At 61.9% G+C, this 17,636-nt stretch carries 23 protein-coding genes; 10 read left to right on the top strand and 13 right to left on the bottom strand.

What is annotated here, in order from left to right; all coding sequences use genetic code 11:
• The first annotated feature begins 105 nt into the window (after positions 1-105).
• Positions 106-918: a glutamate racemase gene (gene murI / locus NKJ17_RS26620; protein ID WP_352477507.1), complete on the top strand. Its 813-nt coding sequence runs from the start codon at positions 106-108 to the stop codon at positions 916-918.
• 76 nt (positions 919-994) lie between these two features.
• Positions 995-1,183 (top strand): DUF3008 family protein, encoded by a 189-nt coding sequence (locus NKJ17_RS26615; protein ID WP_023674705.1) that lies wholly within the window; start codon positions 995-997, stop codon positions 1,181-1,183.
• 90 nt (positions 1,184-1,273) lie between these two features.
• Here NKJ17_RS26615 and NKJ17_RS26610 read toward each other — a convergent pair whose 3' ends face one another.
• The gene (locus NKJ17_RS26610) at positions 1,274-1,486 is read right to left on the bottom strand and encodes a hypothetical protein (protein WP_023674706.1); all 213 of its coding nucleotides are present in this window, start codon (positions 1,484-1,486) and stop codon (positions 1,274-1,276) included.
• Between the two features lie 380 nt (positions 1,487-1,866).
• Here NKJ17_RS26610 and rpsD point away from each other — a divergent pair, with 380 nt between their 5' ends.
• The 4 genes from rpsD (at position 1,867) to NKJ17_RS34125 (ending at position 4,798) form a co-directional block, all read left to right on the top strand.
• A complete protein-coding gene (gene rpsD, locus NKJ17_RS26605; RefSeq protein WP_352506432.1) occupies positions 1,867-2,484 on the top strand; it encodes a 30S ribosomal protein S4 in 618 nt (205 codons plus the stop codon).
• Between the two features lie 158 nt (positions 2,485-2,642).
• Positions 2,643-3,524 (top strand): tRNA 2-thiocytidine(32) synthetase TtcA, encoded by an 882-nt coding sequence (gene ttcA, locus NKJ17_RS26600; protein ID WP_352506567.1) that lies wholly within the window; start codon positions 2,643-2,645, stop codon positions 3,522-3,524.
• Positions 3,514-4,341, top strand: a complete 828-nt coding sequence (locus NKJ17_RS26595; protein WP_352506431.1) for an inositol monophosphatase family protein — start codon at positions 3,514-3,516, stop codon at positions 4,339-4,341. The genes ttcA and NKJ17_RS26595 overlap by 11 nt, the downstream gene beginning before the upstream one ends.
• A complete protein-coding gene (locus NKJ17_RS34125) occupies positions 4,226-4,798 on the top strand; it encodes a UCP034077 family protein (protein ID WP_502906571.1) in 573 nt (190 codons plus the stop codon). Before NKJ17_RS26595 ends, NKJ17_RS34125 begins: the two co-directional genes overlap by 116 nt.
• 18 nt (positions 4,799-4,816) lie before the next feature.
• Here the strand turns inward: NKJ17_RS34125 and NKJ17_RS26585 are convergent, their stop codons facing one another.
• Positions 4,817-6,016 carry a multidrug effflux MFS transporter gene (locus NKJ17_RS26585; protein ID WP_352690868.1) on the bottom strand — a complete coding sequence of 400 codons (1,200 nt, stop codon included), beginning with the start codon at positions 6,014-6,016 and terminating at the stop codon, positions 4,817-4,819.
• 206 nt (positions 6,017-6,222) lie between these two features.
• The gene (grxD, locus tag NKJ17_RS26580) at positions 6,223-6,558 is read right to left on the bottom strand and encodes a Grx4 family monothiol glutaredoxin (RefSeq protein WP_023674712.1); all 336 of its coding nucleotides are present in this window, start codon (positions 6,556-6,558) and stop codon (positions 6,223-6,225) included.
• A 162-nt stretch (positions 6,559-6,720) separates the two neighbouring features.
• On the opposite strand from grxD, the gene NKJ17_RS26575 reads away from it, so the two are divergent.
• Complete coding sequence (locus tag NKJ17_RS26575; protein ID WP_352477360.1) at positions 6,721-7,527, top strand: phosphodiester glycosidase family protein; 807 nt, start codon at positions 6,721-6,723, stop codon at positions 7,525-7,527.
• Positions 7,528-7,539: 12 nt separating this feature from the next.
• On the opposite strand, the gene NKJ17_RS26570 is transcribed toward NKJ17_RS26575, so the two are convergent.
• The 3 genes from NKJ17_RS26570 to NKJ17_RS26560 all read right to left on the bottom strand — a co-directional run bounded on the left by NKJ17_RS26570 (position 7,540) and on the right by NKJ17_RS26560 (position 11,657).
• Positions 7,540-7,773 carry a BolA/IbaG family iron-sulfur metabolism protein gene (locus tag NKJ17_RS26570; protein ID WP_023674714.1) on the bottom strand — a complete coding sequence of 78 codons (234 nt, stop codon included), beginning with the start codon at positions 7,771-7,773 and terminating at the stop codon, positions 7,540-7,542.
• Positions 7,774-7,858: 85 nt separating this feature from the next.
• Positions 7,859-10,096 carry a phosphoribosylformylglycinamidine synthase subunit PurL gene (gene purL, locus NKJ17_RS26565; protein WP_352506429.1) on the bottom strand — a complete coding sequence of 746 codons (2,238 nt, stop codon included), beginning with the start codon at positions 10,094-10,096 and terminating at the stop codon, positions 7,859-7,861.
• Positions 10,097-10,244: 148 nt separating this feature from the next.
• Complete coding sequence (locus tag NKJ17_RS26560) at positions 10,245-11,657, bottom strand: aminotransferase-like domain-containing protein (protein WP_352506428.1); 1,413 nt, start codon at positions 11,655-11,657, stop codon at positions 10,245-10,247.
• Between the two features lie 92 nt (positions 11,658-11,749).
• On the opposite strand from NKJ17_RS26560, the gene NKJ17_RS26555 reads away from it, so the two are divergent.
• Positions 11,750-11,995 carry a DUF1127 domain-containing protein gene (locus NKJ17_RS26555; protein WP_352506427.1) on the top strand — a complete coding sequence of 82 codons (246 nt, stop codon included), beginning with the start codon at positions 11,750-11,752 and terminating at the stop codon, positions 11,993-11,995.
• Between the two features lie 14 nt (positions 11,996-12,009).
• Here NKJ17_RS26555 and NKJ17_RS26550 read toward each other — a convergent pair whose 3' ends face one another.
• Genes NKJ17_RS26550 through purC form a run of 6 tightly spaced genes read right to left on the bottom strand, consistent with a single transcriptional unit; the run spans position 12,010 to position 15,513 of the window.
• Positions 12,010-12,651, bottom strand: coding sequence for a Pr6Pr family membrane protein (locus NKJ17_RS26550; protein WP_352506426.1), 642 nt, complete (start codon positions 12,649-12,651; stop codon positions 12,010-12,012).
• A gap of 4 nt (positions 12,652-12,655) precedes the next feature.
• On the bottom strand, positions 12,656-13,066 hold the full coding sequence (locus NKJ17_RS26545) for a hypothetical protein (protein ID WP_352506425.1): 411 nt from the start codon (positions 13,064-13,066) through the stop codon (positions 12,656-12,658).
• A 2-nt stretch (positions 13,067-13,068) separates the two neighbouring features.
• Positions 13,069-13,734 carry a glutathione S-transferase family protein gene (locus NKJ17_RS26540; protein ID WP_352477367.1) on the bottom strand — a complete coding sequence of 222 codons (666 nt, stop codon included), beginning with the start codon at positions 13,732-13,734 and terminating at the stop codon, positions 13,069-13,071.
• Between the two features lie 31 nt (positions 13,735-13,765).
• Positions 13,766-14,434: a phosphoribosylformylglycinamidine synthase subunit PurQ gene (purQ, locus tag NKJ17_RS26535; protein ID WP_352506424.1), complete on the bottom strand. Its 669-nt coding sequence runs from the start codon at positions 14,432-14,434 to the stop codon at positions 13,766-13,768.
• Position 14,435: 1 nt separating this feature from the next.
• Complete coding sequence (gene purS, locus NKJ17_RS26530; RefSeq protein ID WP_352477508.1) at positions 14,436-14,678, bottom strand: phosphoribosylformylglycinamidine synthase subunit PurS; 243 nt, start codon at positions 14,676-14,678, stop codon at positions 14,436-14,438.
• Between the two features lie 40 nt (positions 14,679-14,718).
• Positions 14,719-15,513 (bottom strand): phosphoribosylaminoimidazolesuccinocarboxamide synthase, encoded by a 795-nt coding sequence (purC, locus tag NKJ17_RS26525; protein ID WP_023674725.1) that lies wholly within the window; start codon positions 15,511-15,513, stop codon positions 14,719-14,721.
• Between the two features lie 270 nt (positions 15,514-15,783).
• On the opposite strand from purC, the gene NKJ17_RS26520 reads away from it, so the two are divergent.
• The gene (locus tag NKJ17_RS26520) at positions 15,784-16,104 is read left to right on the top strand and encodes a DUF1476 domain-containing protein (RefSeq protein ID WP_352506423.1); all 321 of its coding nucleotides are present in this window, start codon (positions 15,784-15,786) and stop codon (positions 16,102-16,104) included.
• Positions 16,105-16,222: 118 nt separating this feature from the next.
• Complete coding sequence (locus tag NKJ17_RS26515) at positions 16,223-16,996, top strand: HpcH/HpaI aldolase family protein (protein ID WP_352506422.1); 774 nt, start codon at positions 16,223-16,225, stop codon at positions 16,994-16,996.
• Here NKJ17_RS26515 and NKJ17_RS26510 read toward each other — a convergent pair.
• Positions 16,993-17,541 (bottom strand): RBBP9/YdeN family alpha/beta hydrolase, encoded by a 549-nt coding sequence (locus NKJ17_RS26510; RefSeq protein WP_352506566.1) that lies wholly within the window; start codon positions 17,539-17,541, stop codon positions 16,993-16,995. The two genes, NKJ17_RS26515 and NKJ17_RS26510, sit on opposite strands and share 4 nt — an antisense overlap.
• Between the last annotated feature and the right edge of the window lie 95 nt (positions 17,542-17,636).

Genomic DNA, 17,636 nt, shown 5'->3' with positions numbered 1-17,636 from the left:
AGCATCATTGGCCGAAGCAAAATGCATAGGCCGGCCTTCTCTCGTGATCTCGTTTTGTAATTCCCCAGCCCTTAGTGATTCCCAGCCCTTAGTGACTCAATGACCATGACCGATCCGTCGAGCGCCCGTCCGATCCTGATGTTCGATTCCGGCATTGGCGGCCTCACCGTGCTGCGTGAGGCGCGCGTCCTGATGCCTGACCGCCGCTTCATCTATGTCGCCGACGACGCGGCGTTCCCCTTCGGCGCCTGGGAGGAAACGGCGCTGAGAACACATATTCTGGAGTTGTTCGCTAGGCTGCTCGAACGGTTTTCGCCGGCCATTTCGGTCATCGCCTGCAACACCGCCTCGACACTGGTCATCGATGCGTTGCGCGAGCGGTTTCCCGGCCACCCTTTCGTCGGCACCGTGCCGGCCATCAAGCCGGCGGCGGAACGCACGCGCTCAGGCCTGGTTTCGGTGCTGGCGACGCCCGGCACCGTCAAGCGCCAGTACACGCGCGACCTGATCAGCAAGTGGGCGCAGAAATGCCACGTCCGCCTGGTCGGCAGCGACAGGCTGGCTGGATTGGCCGAAGCCTATATGCGCGATGGTTTTGTCGACGAGGACGCCGTGCGCGCCGAGATCGCGCCGTGCTTCGTTGAGCATGACGGGCTGCGCACCGACATCGTCGTGCTTGCCTGCACCCATTATCCTTTTTTGGCCAACCGCATGCGCAAGACAGCACCTTGGCCGGTCGACTGGCTCGACCCGGCCGAGGCGATCGCACGCCGCGCGCTGTCGCTGCTTGCCGATACCGAGGCCGCTTATCGCAGAGAGGCACTGCCGGAAGGGGCCGACCTTGCGTTCTTCACCTCGAACAGCGCCGATTTTCCGACGCGCCGGCTGATGCAGGGATTTGGCCTGGCGATATCCTGACCGCAAGCAATTTTCGCTTTGGGAACATCACACCAGACAATGCGTTTTCCTCTCATCGGAAACGGGAGAAACCATCATGCCAGCCACCTCAAAAGCCCAGCAGAAAGCGGCCGGCGCGGCATTGTCAGCCAAGCGCGGCGAGACCAAGAAGGGCGCGCTCAAAGGTGCGTCGAAGGGAATGTATAAATCCATGAGCGAAAAACAGCTCGAGGAATTCGCCGAGACCAAGCGCAAAGGCCTGCCGGAAAAGAAGTCGAAACACTGATCGACTGACCATTCTGGCGGCGGATGCCGGTCAATAAAAGGCCCGCGGCTGAGCCGCGGGCCATGAAGTCTCAACGGGCGAGGGCGAAAATTACCAGTTCCAGCCCCACCCGCAGCGCCGCACTTTGTAGCGGATGACCTTGCGATGACCGTGACGCCACACCACCTTTTTCTTGACCACGATGCGGCAGACCTGGTGATGCCTGTGCCCATGCCAATGCCGGGCCTGCGCTGGCTCGGGCGCGACCGCCATCGTGCCGGCCATCACCGCGGCTCCTACCAACGTAAGGAAGAACTTCTTCATGCGAATTCCTGCTCCTCTGACTTCAGTCCCTTCCTGATGCCGCTGGCGCAACCTCCCGCCACATCCGGCACGTTCTACAACCGTAACACTATCCGGTTCGGCGACTCGCGCCAGCCAGAAGCTTGACAGCGGTTAAATCTCCGTTTAACCAGCCCACCAACACCGGGCCGCAATGCCCGGTGGTTTTCTTTATGTGTGCAAGACGTTTGGGCAGCCGGTTTTACTTTCCCTATGTCTTGTTTGAAATGACGTGTCCCGTGGGTTTTCCGTCGCGTTGCGTGGAAAACCCTGTCAGGTCTCGAAAACGGAGGCCAGAGGAGGGCGCGTTTCCTTCACCCGGACCATAAGGTTCCGGGTGTGTTGTTTTGAAAGGGAATGCGATGAGCAAGCGCGAATCCGCGAAGTACAAGATCGACCGCCGTCTTGGCGAAAACATCTGGGGCCGCCCGAAGTCCCCGGTCAACAAGCGTGAATACGGCCCCGGCCAGCATGGCCAGCGCCGCAAGGGCAAGCTTTCCGATTTCGGCCTGCAGCTGCGCGCCAAGCAGAAGCTGAAGGGCCACTATGGCGACGTTTCGGAGAAGCAGTTCCGCAAGGTCTATGAAGAGGCGGACCGCCGCAAGGGCGACACCTCGGAGAACCTGATCGGCTTGCTCGAATCGCGCCTCGACGCCGTCGTCTACCGCTCCAAATTCGTGCCGACCATCTTTGCGGCGCGCCAGTTCGTCAATCACGGCCACATCAACGTCAATGGCAAGCGCGTCAACATCGGCTCGTACCGTTGCAAGCCGGGCGATGTCATCGAAGTGCGCGAGAAGTCGAAGCAGCTGGTCATCGTGCTGGAATCGGTGGGCCTGGCCGAGCGCGACGTGCCCGATTACATCGAGGCCGACCACAACAAGATGACCGCGACTTTCACGCGCATCCCCGGCTTGGCGGACGTTCCGTTTGCCGTGCAGATGGAACCGAATCTGGTCGTCGAATTCTATTCGCGCTGATCGGCGCGTTCGTCACGACAAAACCGAAGGCCGCCCCTCCAGGCGGCCTTTTCTTTCTTCGTCCTTTTCAGGGACGTGAGTCGGAAATCGATTTCGATTTTCGATCCGATGCGCTACTGCGGGCGGCAACAGGACTTTAGGGCCGACGCGCCGTGAACATGCAGCCAGACGCCAAAACGCTTGACCCGATCGCCGAGGCCGAAGGCGGCTTTCATCCGCTGTTTGCCGATGTGCCGTCCTCCGTCGAGTTCAACAAGCTGCGCAAGCGGCTGTTGCGGCTTGCCCGCCAGGCGATCGACGATTTCGCCATGGTGAGACCCGGCGACCGTTGGCTGATCGCTCTGTCGGGCGGCAAGGATTCCTACGGCTTGCTTGCCGTGCTGCTTGATCTCAAATGGCGCGGGCTGCTGCCGGTCGAGCTGTTGGCCTGCAATCTCGACCAGGGCCAGCCGAACTTTCCCAAGCACATATTGCCCGATTATCTCGACAGCTATGCCATTCCGCATCGCATCGAATATCAGGACACCTATTCGGTGGTCACCGACAAGCTGGCCGAGGGCAGCACTTATTGCTCGCTGTGCTCGCGGCTGCGGCGCGGCCATCTCTATCGCATTGCCCGCGAGGAGGGCTGCTCGGCGCTGGTGCTCGGCCACCACCGCGAGGACATACTGGAAACCTTCTTCATGAACCTGTTCCATGGCGGGCGCCTGGCCGCCATGCCGCCGAAGCTGCTCAATGACGAAGGCGATGTCATGGTGCTGCGGCCGCTCGCCTATTGTGCGGAAGCCGATCTCGAGAAATTCGCCGGCGCCATGAAATTCCCGATCATTCCGTGCGATCTGTGCGGTAGCCAGGAAGGTCTGCAGCGCAACGCCATGAAGGCGATGCTCGACGACATCGAGAAGCGCATGCCCGGCCGCAAGGACACGATGATCCGCGCCATGACCAATGTGCGGCGTTCGCATCTGCTCGACAGGAAACTGTTCGATTTCGCCGCCCTCAACGAAACCCTCACCACTAGGCGTCCCGATGACATTTGAAGATAGCGCGATCGACTGGCTTGCCGACCTTCTGTCGGAAGCCGCCGTCGCCGAGATCATGCCGCGCTTTCGCCGTTTGAGCGAGGGCGACGTCCGTCGCAAGACCTCGGCCGCCGATCTCGTCACCGAGGCCGACGTCAATGCCGAACGGCTCATCACCGCCAGCCTGCGCCAGCGTTATCCCCACGCAATGATCGTCGGCGAGGAGGCCTGCTCCGACGACCCGACGCTGCTCGACGGTCTCGGCGATGCCGAACTCGCCTTCGTCATCGACCCGGTCGACGGCACTTTCAACTTCGCCTCCGGCGTGCCGCTGTTCGGCGTCATGCTTGGCGTCGTGGTCAAGGGCAAGACGGTCGCCGGCATCATTCACGACCCCGTCGGCAAGGATTGGCTGATCGGCGTTAGTGGCGCCGGCAGCCATATCCGCCATGCCCATGGCAATCTGGAAAAGGTCCATGTCGCCAAACCGGCGCCGATGTCGGAAATGACCGGTGCGGTCTCATGGCACTATGTGCCCGAGCCGGACCGCTCACGTTTGGCGCGCAACCAGACTAAGTCGCTATCGCAGTTCAATTATCGCTGCGCCGCCCACGAATACCGCCTGCTGGCCAGCGGCCACGGCCATTTCGTCGTCTACAACAAGCTGATGCCTTGGGACCACTTGGCCGGCGTGCTGATCCATGCGGAGGCCGGCGGCCATGCCGCGCGCTTCGACGGCAGCGCCTATCTGCCGTCGCATGTCGGGGGTGGCTTGCTGGTCGCGCCGGACCGTGAGAGCTGGCGGGAGCTGCGCCGCGAGCTCTGGGCGGAATAGCTCTTCGCTGCCAAAGGTGTCCAATCTTGTGCGAAACCGGAGATCTCGAATGAAACCTCGGTCCGCAATTGTTGCAACGGCCTTTGCCCTTGCCTTGGTTGCCGGTGTCAATGAAGCAAGAGCTGGGGAACGCGCATGTCGCAGTCCCGACTCCGTCGACACCATAGACGAGATGTTCTCCGCAATCTTCGCCTGTTGGAAGCCGCCGCCCGGAACCGCGGGCATGACCCTGACGCTGCAGTTCTCAATTCGCCGAAACGGCACGCTTATTGGCAAGCCGCGCGCCACTTTCTCCCATCTAGGGGACGATGGTCCGCTCAACCGGGCCTTTGTGGCTTCCGTCCTCGAGGCGCTCGACAAGGCTCTTCCACTGCCCGTTTCCGACAGTATGGGTGGAGCAATCGCAGGACGTACGCTGTTCCCTCGCTTCACCGCGGTCAGTGAGGGTGCATCATAGGCGCACGCGCAATGTGTATTAAACCGGCGGGTTATGCGGCTGGAATAGTCTGCCGCGCTCGGCCAGCAGGATCATCAGCAGCGCCGCCACCGACACGCTGCAGAACCCGGCGGCCAGCGGCGTCACCGTGCCGTTGAAGGCTTGGCCGATTAGCGTGCCGAGAATGCCGCCAAGAAATGTCTGCATGAACCCAAGGATCGACGACGCAGTGCCGGCCAGGTGCCCCAGCGGCTCCATAGCGAGCGCGTTGAAGTTCGCGCCGAGCGCGCCGAACGGGACCATGGCGCAGGCAAAGAAGGCAATGAAGAGCCATAGCGGCATCTTCATTTCGATGGAAACGACCAGCCAGGCAAGGCTGATTGCCAGAAACAGCAGCAGCGCGCTTTGCGACAGGCGGCGCATGCCGATACGGCCGACGAGGCGCGAATTGAGGTAGTTCGAAAACGCAAGCACGCCGGCAACCCCCGCGAAGATGACCGGGAACATCTCACCGACATTGAACACGCTGACATAGATCTGCTGGGCCGAGGCGATGAAGCCGAACATGGCGCCGAAGATGAAGGTGCTGGCGAAGGCGTAGCAGAGCGCGATGCGGTTGGTGAGAACGATGCGGAAGCCGCCGATGATAGAGGACAGCGTCAGCGGCCGGCGATATTCGGGATGTAATGTCTCGGCCAGGCGCAGCAGCGACCAGGCGGACACGATCAGCGCGCCGGCTGCCATGGTGACGAAGATCACATGCCAGGTCGCAAACAGCATGATGAACTGGCCGATACCGGGCGCGACCACCGGAATGGCCATGAACACCATGAAGATCAAGGACATGACTTCGGCCATGCGCCTTCCGTCGAACGTATCGCGCACGATCGAGACGGCAATGACGCGCGTCGCCGCCGCGCCGATGCCTTGCACGGCCCGGCATAGCAGAAGCGTGGCGAATGACGGGGCGATTGCCGCAGCGCCGGCCGCGACGACGTAGATCACCAGCCCTGCGACAAGAGGCGCGCGGCGCCCGAAACGGTCCGAGATCGGCCCGAAGAACAGCTGTCCGCCCCCAAAGCCAAGGATATAGGCGGTGACCACATATTGCCGGTGGTTTTCATTTTCGACGCCAAGCGAAGCGCCGATCTGCTGCAGCGCCGGCAAAATAATGTCGATGGCCAGCGAATTGAGCGCCATCAGCGCCGCGCACAGCGCAATGAATTCCCAGCGCGGAATGGGCAAGGTGCTTGCCTTTTGCTGCGCTTGTGCTTGCTGATCCACGGCCAGTCCGATCCTCAACGAAAATGCGCCGGCTGGCCGACGCATCCATTCGTTGATTGCCCCGATGTCGGGCAGAACTTTTGCCAAGGTGGGGGCTGCCCCGGCGCTTATCGCTTGACCCCCGAAAATCGCAGTCGGAAGGTCATACGCAGAAACAGAAGTCAGGCGGCGCCTTTGACGCTGACGCCTTTTTCGACGAGGAAGGTCTGCAATTCGCCCGCCTGGAACATCTCGCGGATGATGTCGCAGCCGCCGACGAACTCGCCCTTGACGTAGAGCTGCGGGATGGTTGGCCAGTTGGAGTAGTCCTTGATGCCTTGCCGCAGTTCGGCCGACGTCAGCACGTCGACGCCCTTATAGTCGGCGCCGATATAGTCGAGGATCTGCACGACCTGGCCGGAAAATCCGCATTGCGGAAAGCCGGGGGTGCCCTTCATGAAGAGAACGACGTCGTTGCCCTTCACCTCATTGTCAATGTAATCGTTGATGCCGCTCATGGAATACCCTTTCATGCCTGTGGGAGTCAGGCTCGAACATTACCCTTCAAATAAACCCATGGGTTGCGCGAAACAAGATGTTTGCCGCCTTGCCATGCAAATGGCGCAAAGGAAGGTCTGATCTTGGGCCAAGCCGTTGGCCACCATTTGTCCCGAGGCGTGATGAAAAGACGGTATCTCGCCGGGGTCGTCCTCGCCGTTCTGTTCGCCGCACTGTCCTTGATCTGGTGGGCCAAGTCGCCGAGGCAGCCACCTCTCGTCGTCGGCGGTGGATTACCGGCGCCGTGCCGCGACGCGAGCTTCGAGGCGGTCGCCTATGTCGTCTGCGAAATCGATCTGCGCCGCTATGACATCGGTGTGTTCCACGCAGGCATTGACGGCAAGGCTTTCGGTTCACTGGACAAATTCGACAAGGCGATGGCGGATCAGGGCCGGCCGGTGCTGCTCGCCATGAACGCCGGCATGTATCACCAAGACCTGACTCCGGTCGGCCTTCTCGTCGAGGACGGCCGGGAGAAGGCGCCGATCAACCTCGCCGACAGCGAAGGCAATTTCTTCCTGAAACCGAACGGCGTCTTCCTGGTCCGGAAGGATGGCAAGGCGGCGGTCATCGAGACAAGCGCCTATGTTGCGACCAGACTGGACGTGATGTTTGCCACGCAATCCGGCCCGATGCTGGTGATCGACGGCCGGCTTCATCCCCGCTTCGAGCAAAACGGCACATCGCGCTATATCCGCAATGGCGTCGGCGTGCGTGACGAAAACACTGTCGTGCTGGCGATCTCGCGCTCTGAGGTCAGCCTCGGCAGCTTCGCCCGACTGTTTCGAGACGCGCTCGATTGTCCCAGCGCGCTTTTCTTCGACGGGGCCGTTTCGGCGCTGTCGAACGGCGAGCGGATGATTGTGGGTGGAAACTATCCAGCCGGGCCGATCATCGCCGTGACCGGTAAGAAGCTTGCGAGCCGGTAACTGCAAGAGAGCTCAGTCCGGCACGCTGGTCTGCAGGGCAAGCGCGTGCAGCACGCCGCCCATGTTGCCCTTCAGCGCGTCATAGACCATCTGGTGCTGCTGGACGCGGCTTTTCCCGCGAAAGCTTTCGGCCACAACCTCAGCCGCATAATGGTCGCCGTCGCCGGCCAGGTCGCGAATCGTCACCTTGGCGTCCGGAATGCCTTCCTTGATCAGCCGTTCGATGTCGTGGGCGTCCATTGCCATGTGAGGATTCCTTGTTCAGGTCGTGATCTCATAGATATGGTCGAAATGGCGGATGAACCACAGGGAAAGGGGCCACTCGATCACATCACGGGTCCACGACCTCATTTGCCATGAAGCGAGGGAACCAGGATTCGTGGGCGGCAGTCAATTCGCTGACCGGTATCGCACGCGCCTCGCCCAGCTTCAGTTCGCTGCCGCCGGTCGAGCCGATCCACGGCGCAAAAACGCCGAGCTTGTTTTGCTGTTCGCGAATGGCGTCCCATTGCTCGCTCTGCGGGTCGATCGACAGCGTCAAGAGATAGCGGCCCTGGTCCTCGCCGAACCAGACCGGGATTGGATCTGTGCCGATCAGGCCGGGGATGGTCGCGCCGATGCCGGAGGCCATCGCCATCTCGGCCAGCGCCACCGCGATGCCGCCATCGGAAACGTCATGCGCCGCGGTAACGACACCGGAGGCGATCAGTGCCCGCACATGGTCGCCGACCCGCTTCTCGTGGCCGAGATCGACCGGCGGCGGCGGGCCGTCGGCGCGGCCATGAATGTCGCGCATATAGACCGACTGGCCAAGATGCGTTCCCCACATGCTCGGCGCGCCGACCAGCACGATCATCTGGCCTTCGGCGGCAAAACCGATCCGTACCATCTTCGACCAGTCGGCAATCAATCCGACGCCGCCAATGGTCGGTGTCGGCAGGATGCCTTGGCCGTTGGTCTCATTGTAGAGCGAGACGTTGCCGGAGACGATCGGGAAGCCGAGCGCCCTGCAGGCATCGCCAATACCTTTCACCGCGCCGACCAACTGACCCATGATCTCCGGCCGTTCCGGATTGCCGAAATTGAGGTTGTCGGTGGCCGCGAGCGGCAGAGCACCGGTGGCGGTAAGATTGCGCCAGCATTCGGCAACCGCCTGCTTGCCGCCCTCGTAAGGGTCGGCTTCGCAATAGCGCGGCGTCACGTCGGAGGAGAAGGCGAGCGCCTTGGTCGGGTGGCCGTCGACGCGCACGACACCGGCGTCGCCGCCGGGAAGCTGCAACGAATTGCCCTGGATCAGCGTGTCGTACTGCTCCCACACCCAGCGGCGCGAGGACAGGTCCGGTCCGCCCAGCAGCTTGAGCAGTGCCTCGGCCACGTCGGCTTGCGGTGCATCGCCGGCCAGCGGCGCCGGCTTCTTCGGCTCGACCCAGGGACGGTCATATTCCGGCGCTTGATCGCCGAGATCCTTGATCGGCAGGTTGGCGACCTCGTCGCCCTGGTGCAGCACGCGGAAGCGCAGATCGTCGGTAGTCTTGCCGACGATGGCAAAGTCGAGGCCCCATTTGTGGAAAATCGCCTCGGCCTGTTTTTCCTTTTCGGGGCGCAGCACCATCAGCATGCGCTCCTGGCTCTCCGAAAGCATCATCTCATAGGCGCTCATGCGCTCTTCACGCACCGGCACCTTGTCGAGATCGAGCTCGATGCCGAGGTCGCCCTTGGCGCCCATCTCGACCGCCGAGCAGGTGAGGCCGGCGGCACCCATGTCCTGGATGGCGATAACGGCGCCGGACGCCATCAGTTCGAGGCAGGCTTCGAGCAGGCATTTTTCGGTGAACGGATCGCCAACCTGCACGGTGGGCCGCTTCTCGTCGATCTTGTCGTCGAACTCGGCCGAGGCCATGGTGGCGCCGCCGACACCGTCGCGCCCGGTCTTGGCGCCGAGATAGACCACCGGCAGGCCAACACCCTTGGCTTCCGACAGGAAGATCGCATCAGTCTTGGCAAGTCCCGCCGCAAAGGCATTGACCAGGATGTTGCCATTGTAGCGGGCGTCGAAATTGACCTCGCCGCCGACCGTCGGCACGCCGAAGGAATTGCCATAGCCGCCGACGCCGGAAACGACACCGGCAACGAGGTGCCTGGTTTTGGGATGGTCCGGCGCGCCGAAGCGCAGCGCGTTCATCGCCGCGATCGGCCGCGCGCCCATGGTGAAGACATCGCGCAGGATGCCGCCGACGCCGGTCGCAGCTCCCTGATAAGGCTCGATATAGGAGGGGTGGTTATGGCTCTCCATCTTGAAGACGACGCAGTCGCCGTCGCCGATGTCGACCACGCCGGCATTCTCGCCCGGGCCCTGGATGACTTGCGGCCCGGTGGTCGGCAGCGTGCGCAGCCACTTCTTCGAGGATTTGTAGGAACAATGCTCGTTCCACATCGCCGAAAAAATACCAAGTTCGGTAAAGCTCGGTTCGCGCCCGACTAGGTCGAGGATGCGCTGGTACTCGTCGGGCTTCAGCCCGTGCGCGGCAATGAGTTCAGGAGTGATCGGCACGGAATTGGAAATGGTCATGATCGGCAATTGTGTCCTTGGGATCGAGTCCCGTCTTATCGCAAGCGATGCAGCCGATACACCCCGTTGGATGACTAAAACGATGGAAAGCAACAGCTGACCGCAAGTAGCGAAAGATCGCCACTCGACCCGCCGGTTTCAAGCCGGTTCAGGAAAAGCTGTCGTAGCCGGCGCGGCCTTCGTCCAGAAGCCGCCGGATTACCGCGACGCCGTGCGCGATATCGTCCCGCTGTCGCGGCTGCGAGATGCCAAACCGCACGCCATGAAAGGCCTGTTCGGAACGCCCTGCCTTGAACTCATCCTCGTCGTCGATGAGCACGCCATGTTCGAGGCAAGCCTGTTTGAAGGTGCCGGACAGCCACGGGTCGGGCAAAGTGAGCCAGACGAACGGCACATTGTCCAGCGCCTTGAAGTCGAAGCCGTCGAGTGTCTCGCGCACGATCGCGATGCGCGCACCGATCTCGGCAATGCTGCGCTTGCGCATCTCGGCGGCCTGACCGGACAGCACCAGCCGGCTGCCCACCTCCGCCAGCAGAAAGGGCAGGCCGCCCGTCATCATCTTATGGGCGACCCGGATGCGGTGACGGTAGGCCGGCGGGCAAGCGAGCCAACCGCCGCGAACACCCGCCGCGACCGATTTCGACAGGCCGCCGGCAACGATGGTCCGTTCGGGAGCATATTCGGCCATTAAAGGCGTTGGGTCATCGGTCAGTCCACCATAGAGATCGTCCTCGATCAGGACGACGTTATATTGACGGGCGACATGCGCGATTGCTTCGCGGCGCGATGCCGACAGCGTTGTCAGCGTCGGGTTCTTCGCCGTCGGCATCAAAAAAATCATCTTCGGATGCTTTTGTGCGCAGACGCGCTCGAAATCCTGGGGATCTATGCCCTCGTCGTCAGCCGCCACCAGCGCGGTCCGGCGACCGATCAGGCCGGCACTGCGGGAGATCTGCGAATAGGTGAGGTGCTCGAAGACGACATAGTCGCCGGGGGCGGTGAGTCCCGCAATGGTTGCCATCACCGCGGCGTGGGTGCCGAGCGTGGGAACGATTGCATCCGCCGCCGGGCGATAGGAATTGCGCGACAACCAGCGCCTCCCCGCTTCCAACCAGCGGTCCGGGAAATCACGAGTATAGCTTGAAATCTCATGCGGATGGTCTTGCGCCGTGCGTGTCAACACGTCGGCGACGATGGCACCCTGGCCGACATCCGGTGCGGCCGTGCTATCGAAGCGCAGCTTGTCGCCGGGCGCATCCATATAGCGTGTGCCTTGTTCGACCGGCCCCAGGAAATCCGGCTTTGCGCTCTCCGACTGTTGAGCGATAACATAGGTTCCGCGGCCGACCTCGCCGCTGACCAGTCCCCGCTCGCGCAGCAATTGATAGGCCCTGCCGACCGTGCCGACGGTCGTGCCGATGTCGTATGCCAGATCGCGCTGCGGCGGCAGCTTTGCCCCTGCACCGATCAGGCCGCGGTCGATGTCCGTCTCGATGGAATCGGCAAGCCGCTGATAGAGCGGGCCGGTGCGGGCGGTCAGGTCCGGAAGCCAAGTTGTCATGGTGACAATTTTTTACATTGCACCGAAATGGGAGTCAATACATATGAAGCGGGCCGCACGAAAGGCACAATTGCAATCTTGGCAGAAAGACAATGGGTACAATAGAGACAATCCGCTACGCGGCAGTTGAATTGACCGGAAGCCGCTCGTCGGGCCGGAGATCCTATGTTCGCCGGATCGTGCAAGTGGTCACGTCATTCGTCCGATGGATCGATGGTCTGCTGGAGCGCCGGCGCAGTCGGCTGGTCCTGCTCGAGATGACCGACGATCAGCTCAAGGACATCGGTATCTCGCGCTGCGATGCCCATCGTGAAGGTCTAAGGCTGTTCTGGGACTGATGCGTTCGAGCGCTTCAGCGGACGCTCGCCGTCCTGAGCCGCGCGACGCCGCGGTCCACAAGCACCGCCACAATACATAGCACGAGAAAAAGCCCCGTGATGGCCACGGCCGAGACGGCGACGCTGGTCGCGCCGTTCTTGGCGACGTTGAGGAACGGGTAGGGCACTTCGCCCGATATTGGCGCCCGCGCCAGTACATAGGCCAGATACGCGATCGGATAGATCATCCACCAGGAGATGTCACGCCACCGCGTCGAGCCGTCGGCGCCCGCCACAAGCCACCACAGCACGAACAACACCGGCGTCACATAGTGCAAGAGCACATCGCAGAGCAGGAACAGCCCTCGCGGCTGCCAAAGCCGCGCCAAGACCGTTGCATAAACGATGAGAACCAGCGTTATGGCGACGGCTACGCCCGCCCGCATCCGTGGGGCGGCAAAAGCCGGAAACCAGGCATAACCCGTTGACGACAGCAACGAGGCATGGACGAGCACCGCGCCGATATTGGTCAGGATGGTGAAGAAGCTGAAATAGAAGACCAGCGAGCCGACAAAGCCGCGGCCGGCTTCCATTGATGCCGGGACGGTGATGCAGAGCTGCAGGACGAGCCCGGCCAGGCCGACGACCAGACCGGTGATCTGCAGCAAGCGACCCATTGGGCTAGGCAGCAGCGCCACAGGCCGGATTGCCCGTCTGCCAGCGGGTAATGTCCGAGCCGATGCGGGCGCCGAGCGGTTCCGCCATCAATGGGCCGAATACGTCGACGCGGCTCGAATTGCCTTGCGCCTGCACGACCAGCAACGGCTTTCCGCCATAGTGTTTGGCCGGCACCAGCAGGAAGCGCGGTGTGCCGCTGAACGAATTCAGTTCGTTGGCCATCTGATAGGATTTGAACGCAGGGTCCTTGCTGGCGATCCAGCATTTGTGGGCAGCTATTGCCACCTGCTCCATGGCAAGCAGTGACGCGCTCTTGCCCGCCGGCGCTGGCGTGCTCTTCGGGCCTGACTGGCAGGAGGCGAGTACAAGACCGGCGGAAGCGGCGAGGGCGAGGCGGGCTAGTGTCGATCGCATGGTCAAGCGGCGCCCATCTCGAGTTCGGACAGAAAGATCTTCAGACCGTCCGTCATCTCACCCCAGACGCGCGACAGCGCCGGGTGCTGCAAGGCGATTTGCTCATAGGCATCGAATTTCGGATAGGCATCAAGCAGGTCGGGGCGGCCGATCGTCGCCCTAAAATTGTTGAAGACGAAGCGGGTCGGCGTCAGCCACGCATCGGCGAAGGAGATGTCGTCGCCGAGCGCGAACGGGCCATGCGCCATGCGGGCCTCGATTGCTGCAAGCCCGTGATGCAATCGGGCGAACTGTGCCTTGATCTCGGCCTCGTTGCGCTGCGGCACGAAATAGAGCTCAAACAGCTTCATGGTGGGGGCGAGCACGTCAAGGTCGGTGATGCGAGCGAACATGCGCACCAGTGCCCGGTCCTTCGAATCCTTGGGCAGCAGCGCTGGCTCGGGAAAGCGCTCCTCCAGATATTCGGCAATCACCACCGATTCGACGATCGTTTCGCCCGAGCCGGTGATCAGCACCGGAATCCGGTTCAGCGGCGAGATGGCACGAAATGCCTCGGGGATGGGAAACCCAGGCGGCGGTGCAATGACCTTGAGCGGCACGTTCTTGATGTAGGCCAGCGCCCGCACGATCGACGAATAGGGCGACAACGGCCGCGAATAGAGTTTCATGACCGTCGCTCCAGGAGGAAAATTGAAGGCATCAAGCGGCGATGCCCAAGGCGCCTTCGAACAGCGCCCGGCCGTCGCTGCCGCCATGCGCCGCTTCGATCAGATTTTCGGGATGCGGCATCAGGCCGAGCACGTTGCCGCGGCCGTTGACGATGCCGGCAATGTCGTTGATCGAGCCGTTTGGATTGGTGCCTTCGGCATAGCGGAACACCACCTGGCCTTCGCCTTCGAGGCGGGCCAAAGTTTCGGCGTCGGCAAAATAATTGCCGTCATGGTGCGCTACCGGTGCGCGGATGATCTGGCCCGGCTGGTAGCGGCGGGTGAACATCGTGTTGGCATTGGCGATCTGCAGCTTCACCTGGCTGCAGACGAATTTCAGCGAGGCGTTGCGCATCAAAGCGCCCGGCAGCAGGCCGGCCTCGACCAGGATCTGGAAGCCATTGCAGACGCCGATGACCGTGACGCCCTTGGCTGCCTTTTCGGCGACAGCCCGCATTACCGGCATGCGCGCGGCAATGGCGCCGCAGCGCAGATAATCGCCAAAGGAAAAGCCGCCGGGAATGGCGATCAGGTCGACATCGGGAATTTCGGTGTCCGTCTGCCAGACGGTGACCGGCGGCGTGCCGGAAATCTTGGTCAGCGCCGCGATCATGTCGCGGTCGCGATTGAGGCCGGGGAGCAGGACGACGGCTGATTTCACCTCAGGCGATCTCCACCGCGTAATTCTCAATCACCGTATTCGCCAGAAGCTTGTCGCACATGGCTTTCAGATCGGCCTCGGCCTTGGCCCTGTCGCCCTCGGCAAGCTCGACATCGAAAACCTTGCCTTGCCGCACCTGGCCGACGCCGCCGAAACCCATTGCGGACAGCGCATGCTCGATTGCCTTGCCTTGTGGGTCTAGCACGCCGTTCTTGAGGGTTACGGTAATGCGGGCCTTGATCACGCTGGACATGCTCCTGTTCACCTGTTGAGCGGGCAAGCCGTCAGTGCGGCTTGCCTTTGACGCCGTCGGTCGATGCGACCAGCACCGGCCCGGCCGGACGCGGCGGTTCGTTCTCGTTCATGATGCCGAGGCGGCGGGCAACTTCCTGATAGGCTTCGACCAGCCCGCCCATGTCGCGGCGGAAGCGATCCTTGTCGAGCTTGTCCTGCGTCGCCACATCCCACAGCCGGCAGGAATCCGGCGAAATCTCGTCGGCGACGACGATGCGCATCATATCGCCTTCGAACAGGCGGCCGCATTCGATTTTGAAGTCGACGAGCTGGATGCCGACGCCCATGAACAGTCCGGAAAGGAAGTCGTTGACGCGAATGGCCAGCGCCATGACATCGTCGATCTCCTGCGGGCTCGCCCAGCCGAAGGCGGTGATGTGCTCTTCCGAGACCATCGGATCGTCGAGCGCATCGGCCTTGTAATAGAATTCGATGATCGAGCGCGGCAGCACGGTGCCTTCCTCGATGCCGAGACGCTTGGCCAGCGAGCCGGCGGCGACGTTGCGCACCACCACTTCGAGTGGAATGATCTCGACTTCCTTGATCAGCTGCTCGCGCATGTTGAGCCGGCGGATGAAGTGGGTCGGAATGCCCATCCGGTTGAGATGATTGAAGATGTGCTCGGAAATGCGGTTGTTGAGCACGCCTTTGCCATCGACGATTTCATGCTTCTTCTTGTTGAAAGCGGTAGCGTCGTCCTTGAAGAACTGGATCAGCGTGCCAGGCTCCGGTCCCTCATAAAGGATCTTGGCCTTGCCTTCATAAATGCGGCGGCGATTTTTCATCTGATTTTTCTCTGGATTTGCGGGCAGGCGGCAAGCGACCAGTTCCTGTCCGTCTGCCTAAAATAAGATGGCGACGGTGGGGTTCAATGCCGGTGTCTATCCCAATCGCACTGTTTGCTCAATCGGCAAATCCTTTCAATCAACCGCTTTCGGGGACCGAAATGCCGCAGCGCAGCAACCAATGTAGCATATTGACCGGCCGGCGCCCTTTTGGTTTGTGCTCCGGCAACACATATTGGCACGACGAATCGGATTTCACGGAGGGATGCCATGAGCAGCATGAAAGACCGCGAAGAGGGCTTTGAGCGCAAATTCGCATTCGACGAGGAACTTCGGTTCAAGGCCGCGGCACGCCGCAACAGAGCGCTCGGCCTGTGGGCTGCCGAAAAGCTCGGCAAGTCAGGCACCGATGCCGACGCTTATGCCAGGGAAGTGGTCGTCAGCGACATTGAGGAAGCCGGCGATCACGACGTTTTCCGCAAGATACGCAAGGATTTCGATGCGGCCGGCATTGAGCAGTCGGACCATCAGATCCGCCGCACCATGGATGAATTGATGGCGCAGGCGATCGAGCAGATCAAGAACACCTGATCCTTCTCGATACCGATCGAATGCTGGACCAATCGACCGCTCGGCCCAACCGGGCGGTTTTTCTTTGCCTTTGCGGTCATTTCCGGCTGAATTGTTGCAACCAAAGAGGAAATCGCCAATGTCCCTGAAGTCACGCCTTGCGGCCGACGAGACACTGTTCACCGCATGGTCAGGCGTGCCGGATGCTTTGACGGTCGAGATACTGGCCAGACAAGGATTCGACGCGGTTACGCTCGACATGCAGCATGGTGGCCATCACGAGGACAGCGTGCTGCGCGGGCTTGTGCCGGTGCTGGCCGCCAACAAGCCGGCTTTGGTGCGCATCCCGGTCGGCCGCTTCGACATGGCCAGCCGCGCGCTCGACTTCGGCGCCGAGGCTGTGATTGCACCGATGGTGAATTCAGTGGCGGACGCAAGGCTGTTTGCCGCCGCCATGAAATACCCGCCGCTCGGCGAGCGCTCCTGGGGCCCCACCTATGCCTTTCCGCGCCATGGCAAGGGCGATCATGCCGACTGGCTGCGCGACAGCAACCAGCGCACCATGGCGTTCGCCATGGTCGAAACGCGCGCCGCGCTTGCTGCACTCGACGGCATTCTCGACACGCCGGGTATCGACGGCATCTTCCTCGGCCCGTCGGATTTCTCGATCGCCTGGTCGAAGGGGACCACCGTCAGTTCGACGCTGGAGAGCATGATGGAGACCGTCGCCTCGATCGCCGAGCGCACCCGCAAGGCCGGCAAGCATGCGGCGATCTATGTGATGGAACCGGCCATTGCCGGTCGTGTGGTGTCGATGGGTTACCGGCTGCTGGCGATGGGTTCGGAGCATTCTCTGATTTCGCTTGGGGCAAAGACCCTGCTGAGCAGCGTCAGGGATTCGATCGCTTCCTAGAGATCCGTCAGGAATTTCGCGAACGTCATCGAACCTTCGGGCCAGGGGCCGAAGCCGGAATCCGCGTTGAGATGACCGGCATCGCCGGCGTCGATGAACAGCGAGCCCCAGGCCGCGGCAATGTCCTCGGCGACGCCAAAGGCGCAGAACGGGTCGTTGCGGCTGCCGATCACCACCGACGGAAATGGCAGAGGATCGCGCGGATAGGGACCGAAGGTCATCAGGTGCCTCGGCTTTATCTTTGGATTGGCGACATCGGGCGGCGCCACGAAGAAAGCGCCGGCGACCGGTCGCTCGAACCGAGACAATGCCTGGATGACCGCGGCGACGCCAAGCGAGTGAGCGACAATGACGACCGGCCGCTCCGCCTCGTTAACCGCCTTGGCGACACCGGCCGTCCAATCCTCGCGCACCGGCTTCGACCATTCCGTCTGTTCGACGCGGCGCGCTGTCGATAGTTTCGCCTGCCAGCGGCTCTGCCAATGATCGGGGCCGGAATTGGTGTAGCCCGGCACGATGAGAATATCTGCTTCCCTGACTTTCATGGCGCGCATGTAGCGAGAGGCGCTGTCGGGTGCAACCGGGTATAAACTCAACAGCGACATGCAAACGCACCTCTCATGAGCCCGGTCTGCTCGCT

Source organism: Mesorhizobium sp. M0208, assembly GCF_040322015.1.
Taxonomy (GTDB): Bacteria; Pseudomonadota; Alphaproteobacteria; order Rhizobiales; family Rhizobiaceae; genus Mesorhizobium.
Note: the sequence above shows the minus strand (reverse complement) of the source record. Positions and strands in the feature narration are given on the sequence as shown.

Bases quoted from the DNA above. Each gene is read 5' to 3' on its own strand.
- murI (WP_352477507.1), top strand. From the start codon at position 106: ATGACCGATCCGTCGAGCGCCCGTCCGATCCTGATGTTCGATTCCGGC.
- NKJ17_RS26615 (WP_023674705.1), top strand. From the start codon at position 995: ATGCCAGCCACCTCAAAAGCCCAGCAGAAAGCGGCCGGCGCGGCATTG.
- NKJ17_RS26610 (WP_023674706.1), bottom strand. From the start codon at position 1,486: ATGAAGAAGTTCTTCCTTACGTTGGTAGGAGCCGCGGTGATGGCCGGC.
- rpsD (WP_352506432.1), top strand. From the start codon at position 1,867: ATGAGCAAGCGCGAATCCGCGAAGTACAAGATCGACCGCCGTCTTGGC.
- ttcA (WP_352506567.1), top strand. From the start codon at position 2,643: ATGCAGCCAGACGCCAAAACGCTTGACCCGATCGCCGAGGCCGAAGGC.
- NKJ17_RS26595 (WP_352506431.1), top strand. From the start codon at position 3,514: ATGACATTTGAAGATAGCGCGATCGACTGGCTTGCCGACCTTCTGTCG.
- NKJ17_RS34125 (WP_502906571.1), top strand. From the start codon at position 4,226: ATGCCGCGCGCTTCGACGGCAGCGCCTATCTGCCGTCGCATGTCGGGG.
- grxD (WP_023674712.1), bottom strand. From the start codon at position 6,558: ATGAGCGGCATCAACGATTACATTGACAATGAGGTGAAGGGCAACGAC.
- NKJ17_RS26575 (WP_352477360.1), top strand. From the start codon at position 6,721: ATGAAAAGACGGTATCTCGCCGGGGTCGTCCTCGCCGTTCTGTTCGCC.
- NKJ17_RS26570 (WP_023674714.1), bottom strand. From the start codon at position 7,773: ATGGCAATGGACGCCCACGACATCGAACGGCTGATCAAGGAAGGCATT.
- purL (WP_352506429.1), bottom strand. From the start codon at position 10,096: ATGACCATTTCCAATTCCGTGCCGATCACTCCTGAACTCATTGCCGCG.
- NKJ17_RS26560 (WP_352506428.1), bottom strand. From the start codon at position 11,657: ATGACAACTTGGCTTCCGGACCTGACCGCCCGCACCGGCCCGCTCTAT.
- NKJ17_RS26555 (WP_352506427.1), top strand. From the start codon at position 11,750: ATGGGTACAATAGAGACAATCCGCTACGCGGCAGTTGAATTGACCGGA.
- NKJ17_RS26550 (WP_352506426.1), bottom strand. From the start codon at position 12,651: ATGGGTCGCTTGCTGCAGATCACCGGTCTGGTCGTCGGCCTGGCCGGG.
- NKJ17_RS26545 (WP_352506425.1), bottom strand. From the start codon at position 13,066: ATGCGATCGACACTAGCCCGCCTCGCCCTCGCCGCTTCCGCCGGTCTT.
- NKJ17_RS26540 (WP_352477367.1), bottom strand. From the start codon at position 13,734: ATGAAACTCTATTCGCGGCCGTTGTCGCCCTATTCGTCGATCGTGCGG.
- purC (WP_023674725.1), bottom strand. From the start codon at position 15,513: ATGAAAAATCGCCGCCGCATTTATGAAGGCAAGGCCAAGATCCTTTAT.
- NKJ17_RS26520 (WP_352506423.1), top strand. From the start codon at position 15,784: ATGAGCAGCATGAAAGACCGCGAAGAGGGCTTTGAGCGCAAATTCGCA.
- NKJ17_RS26515 (WP_352506422.1), top strand. From the start codon at position 16,223: ATGTCCCTGAAGTCACGCCTTGCGGCCGACGAGACACTGTTCACCGCA.
- NKJ17_RS26510 (WP_352506566.1), bottom strand. From the start codon at position 17,541: ATGAAAGTCAGGGAAGCAGATATTCTCATCGTGCCGGGCTACACCAAT.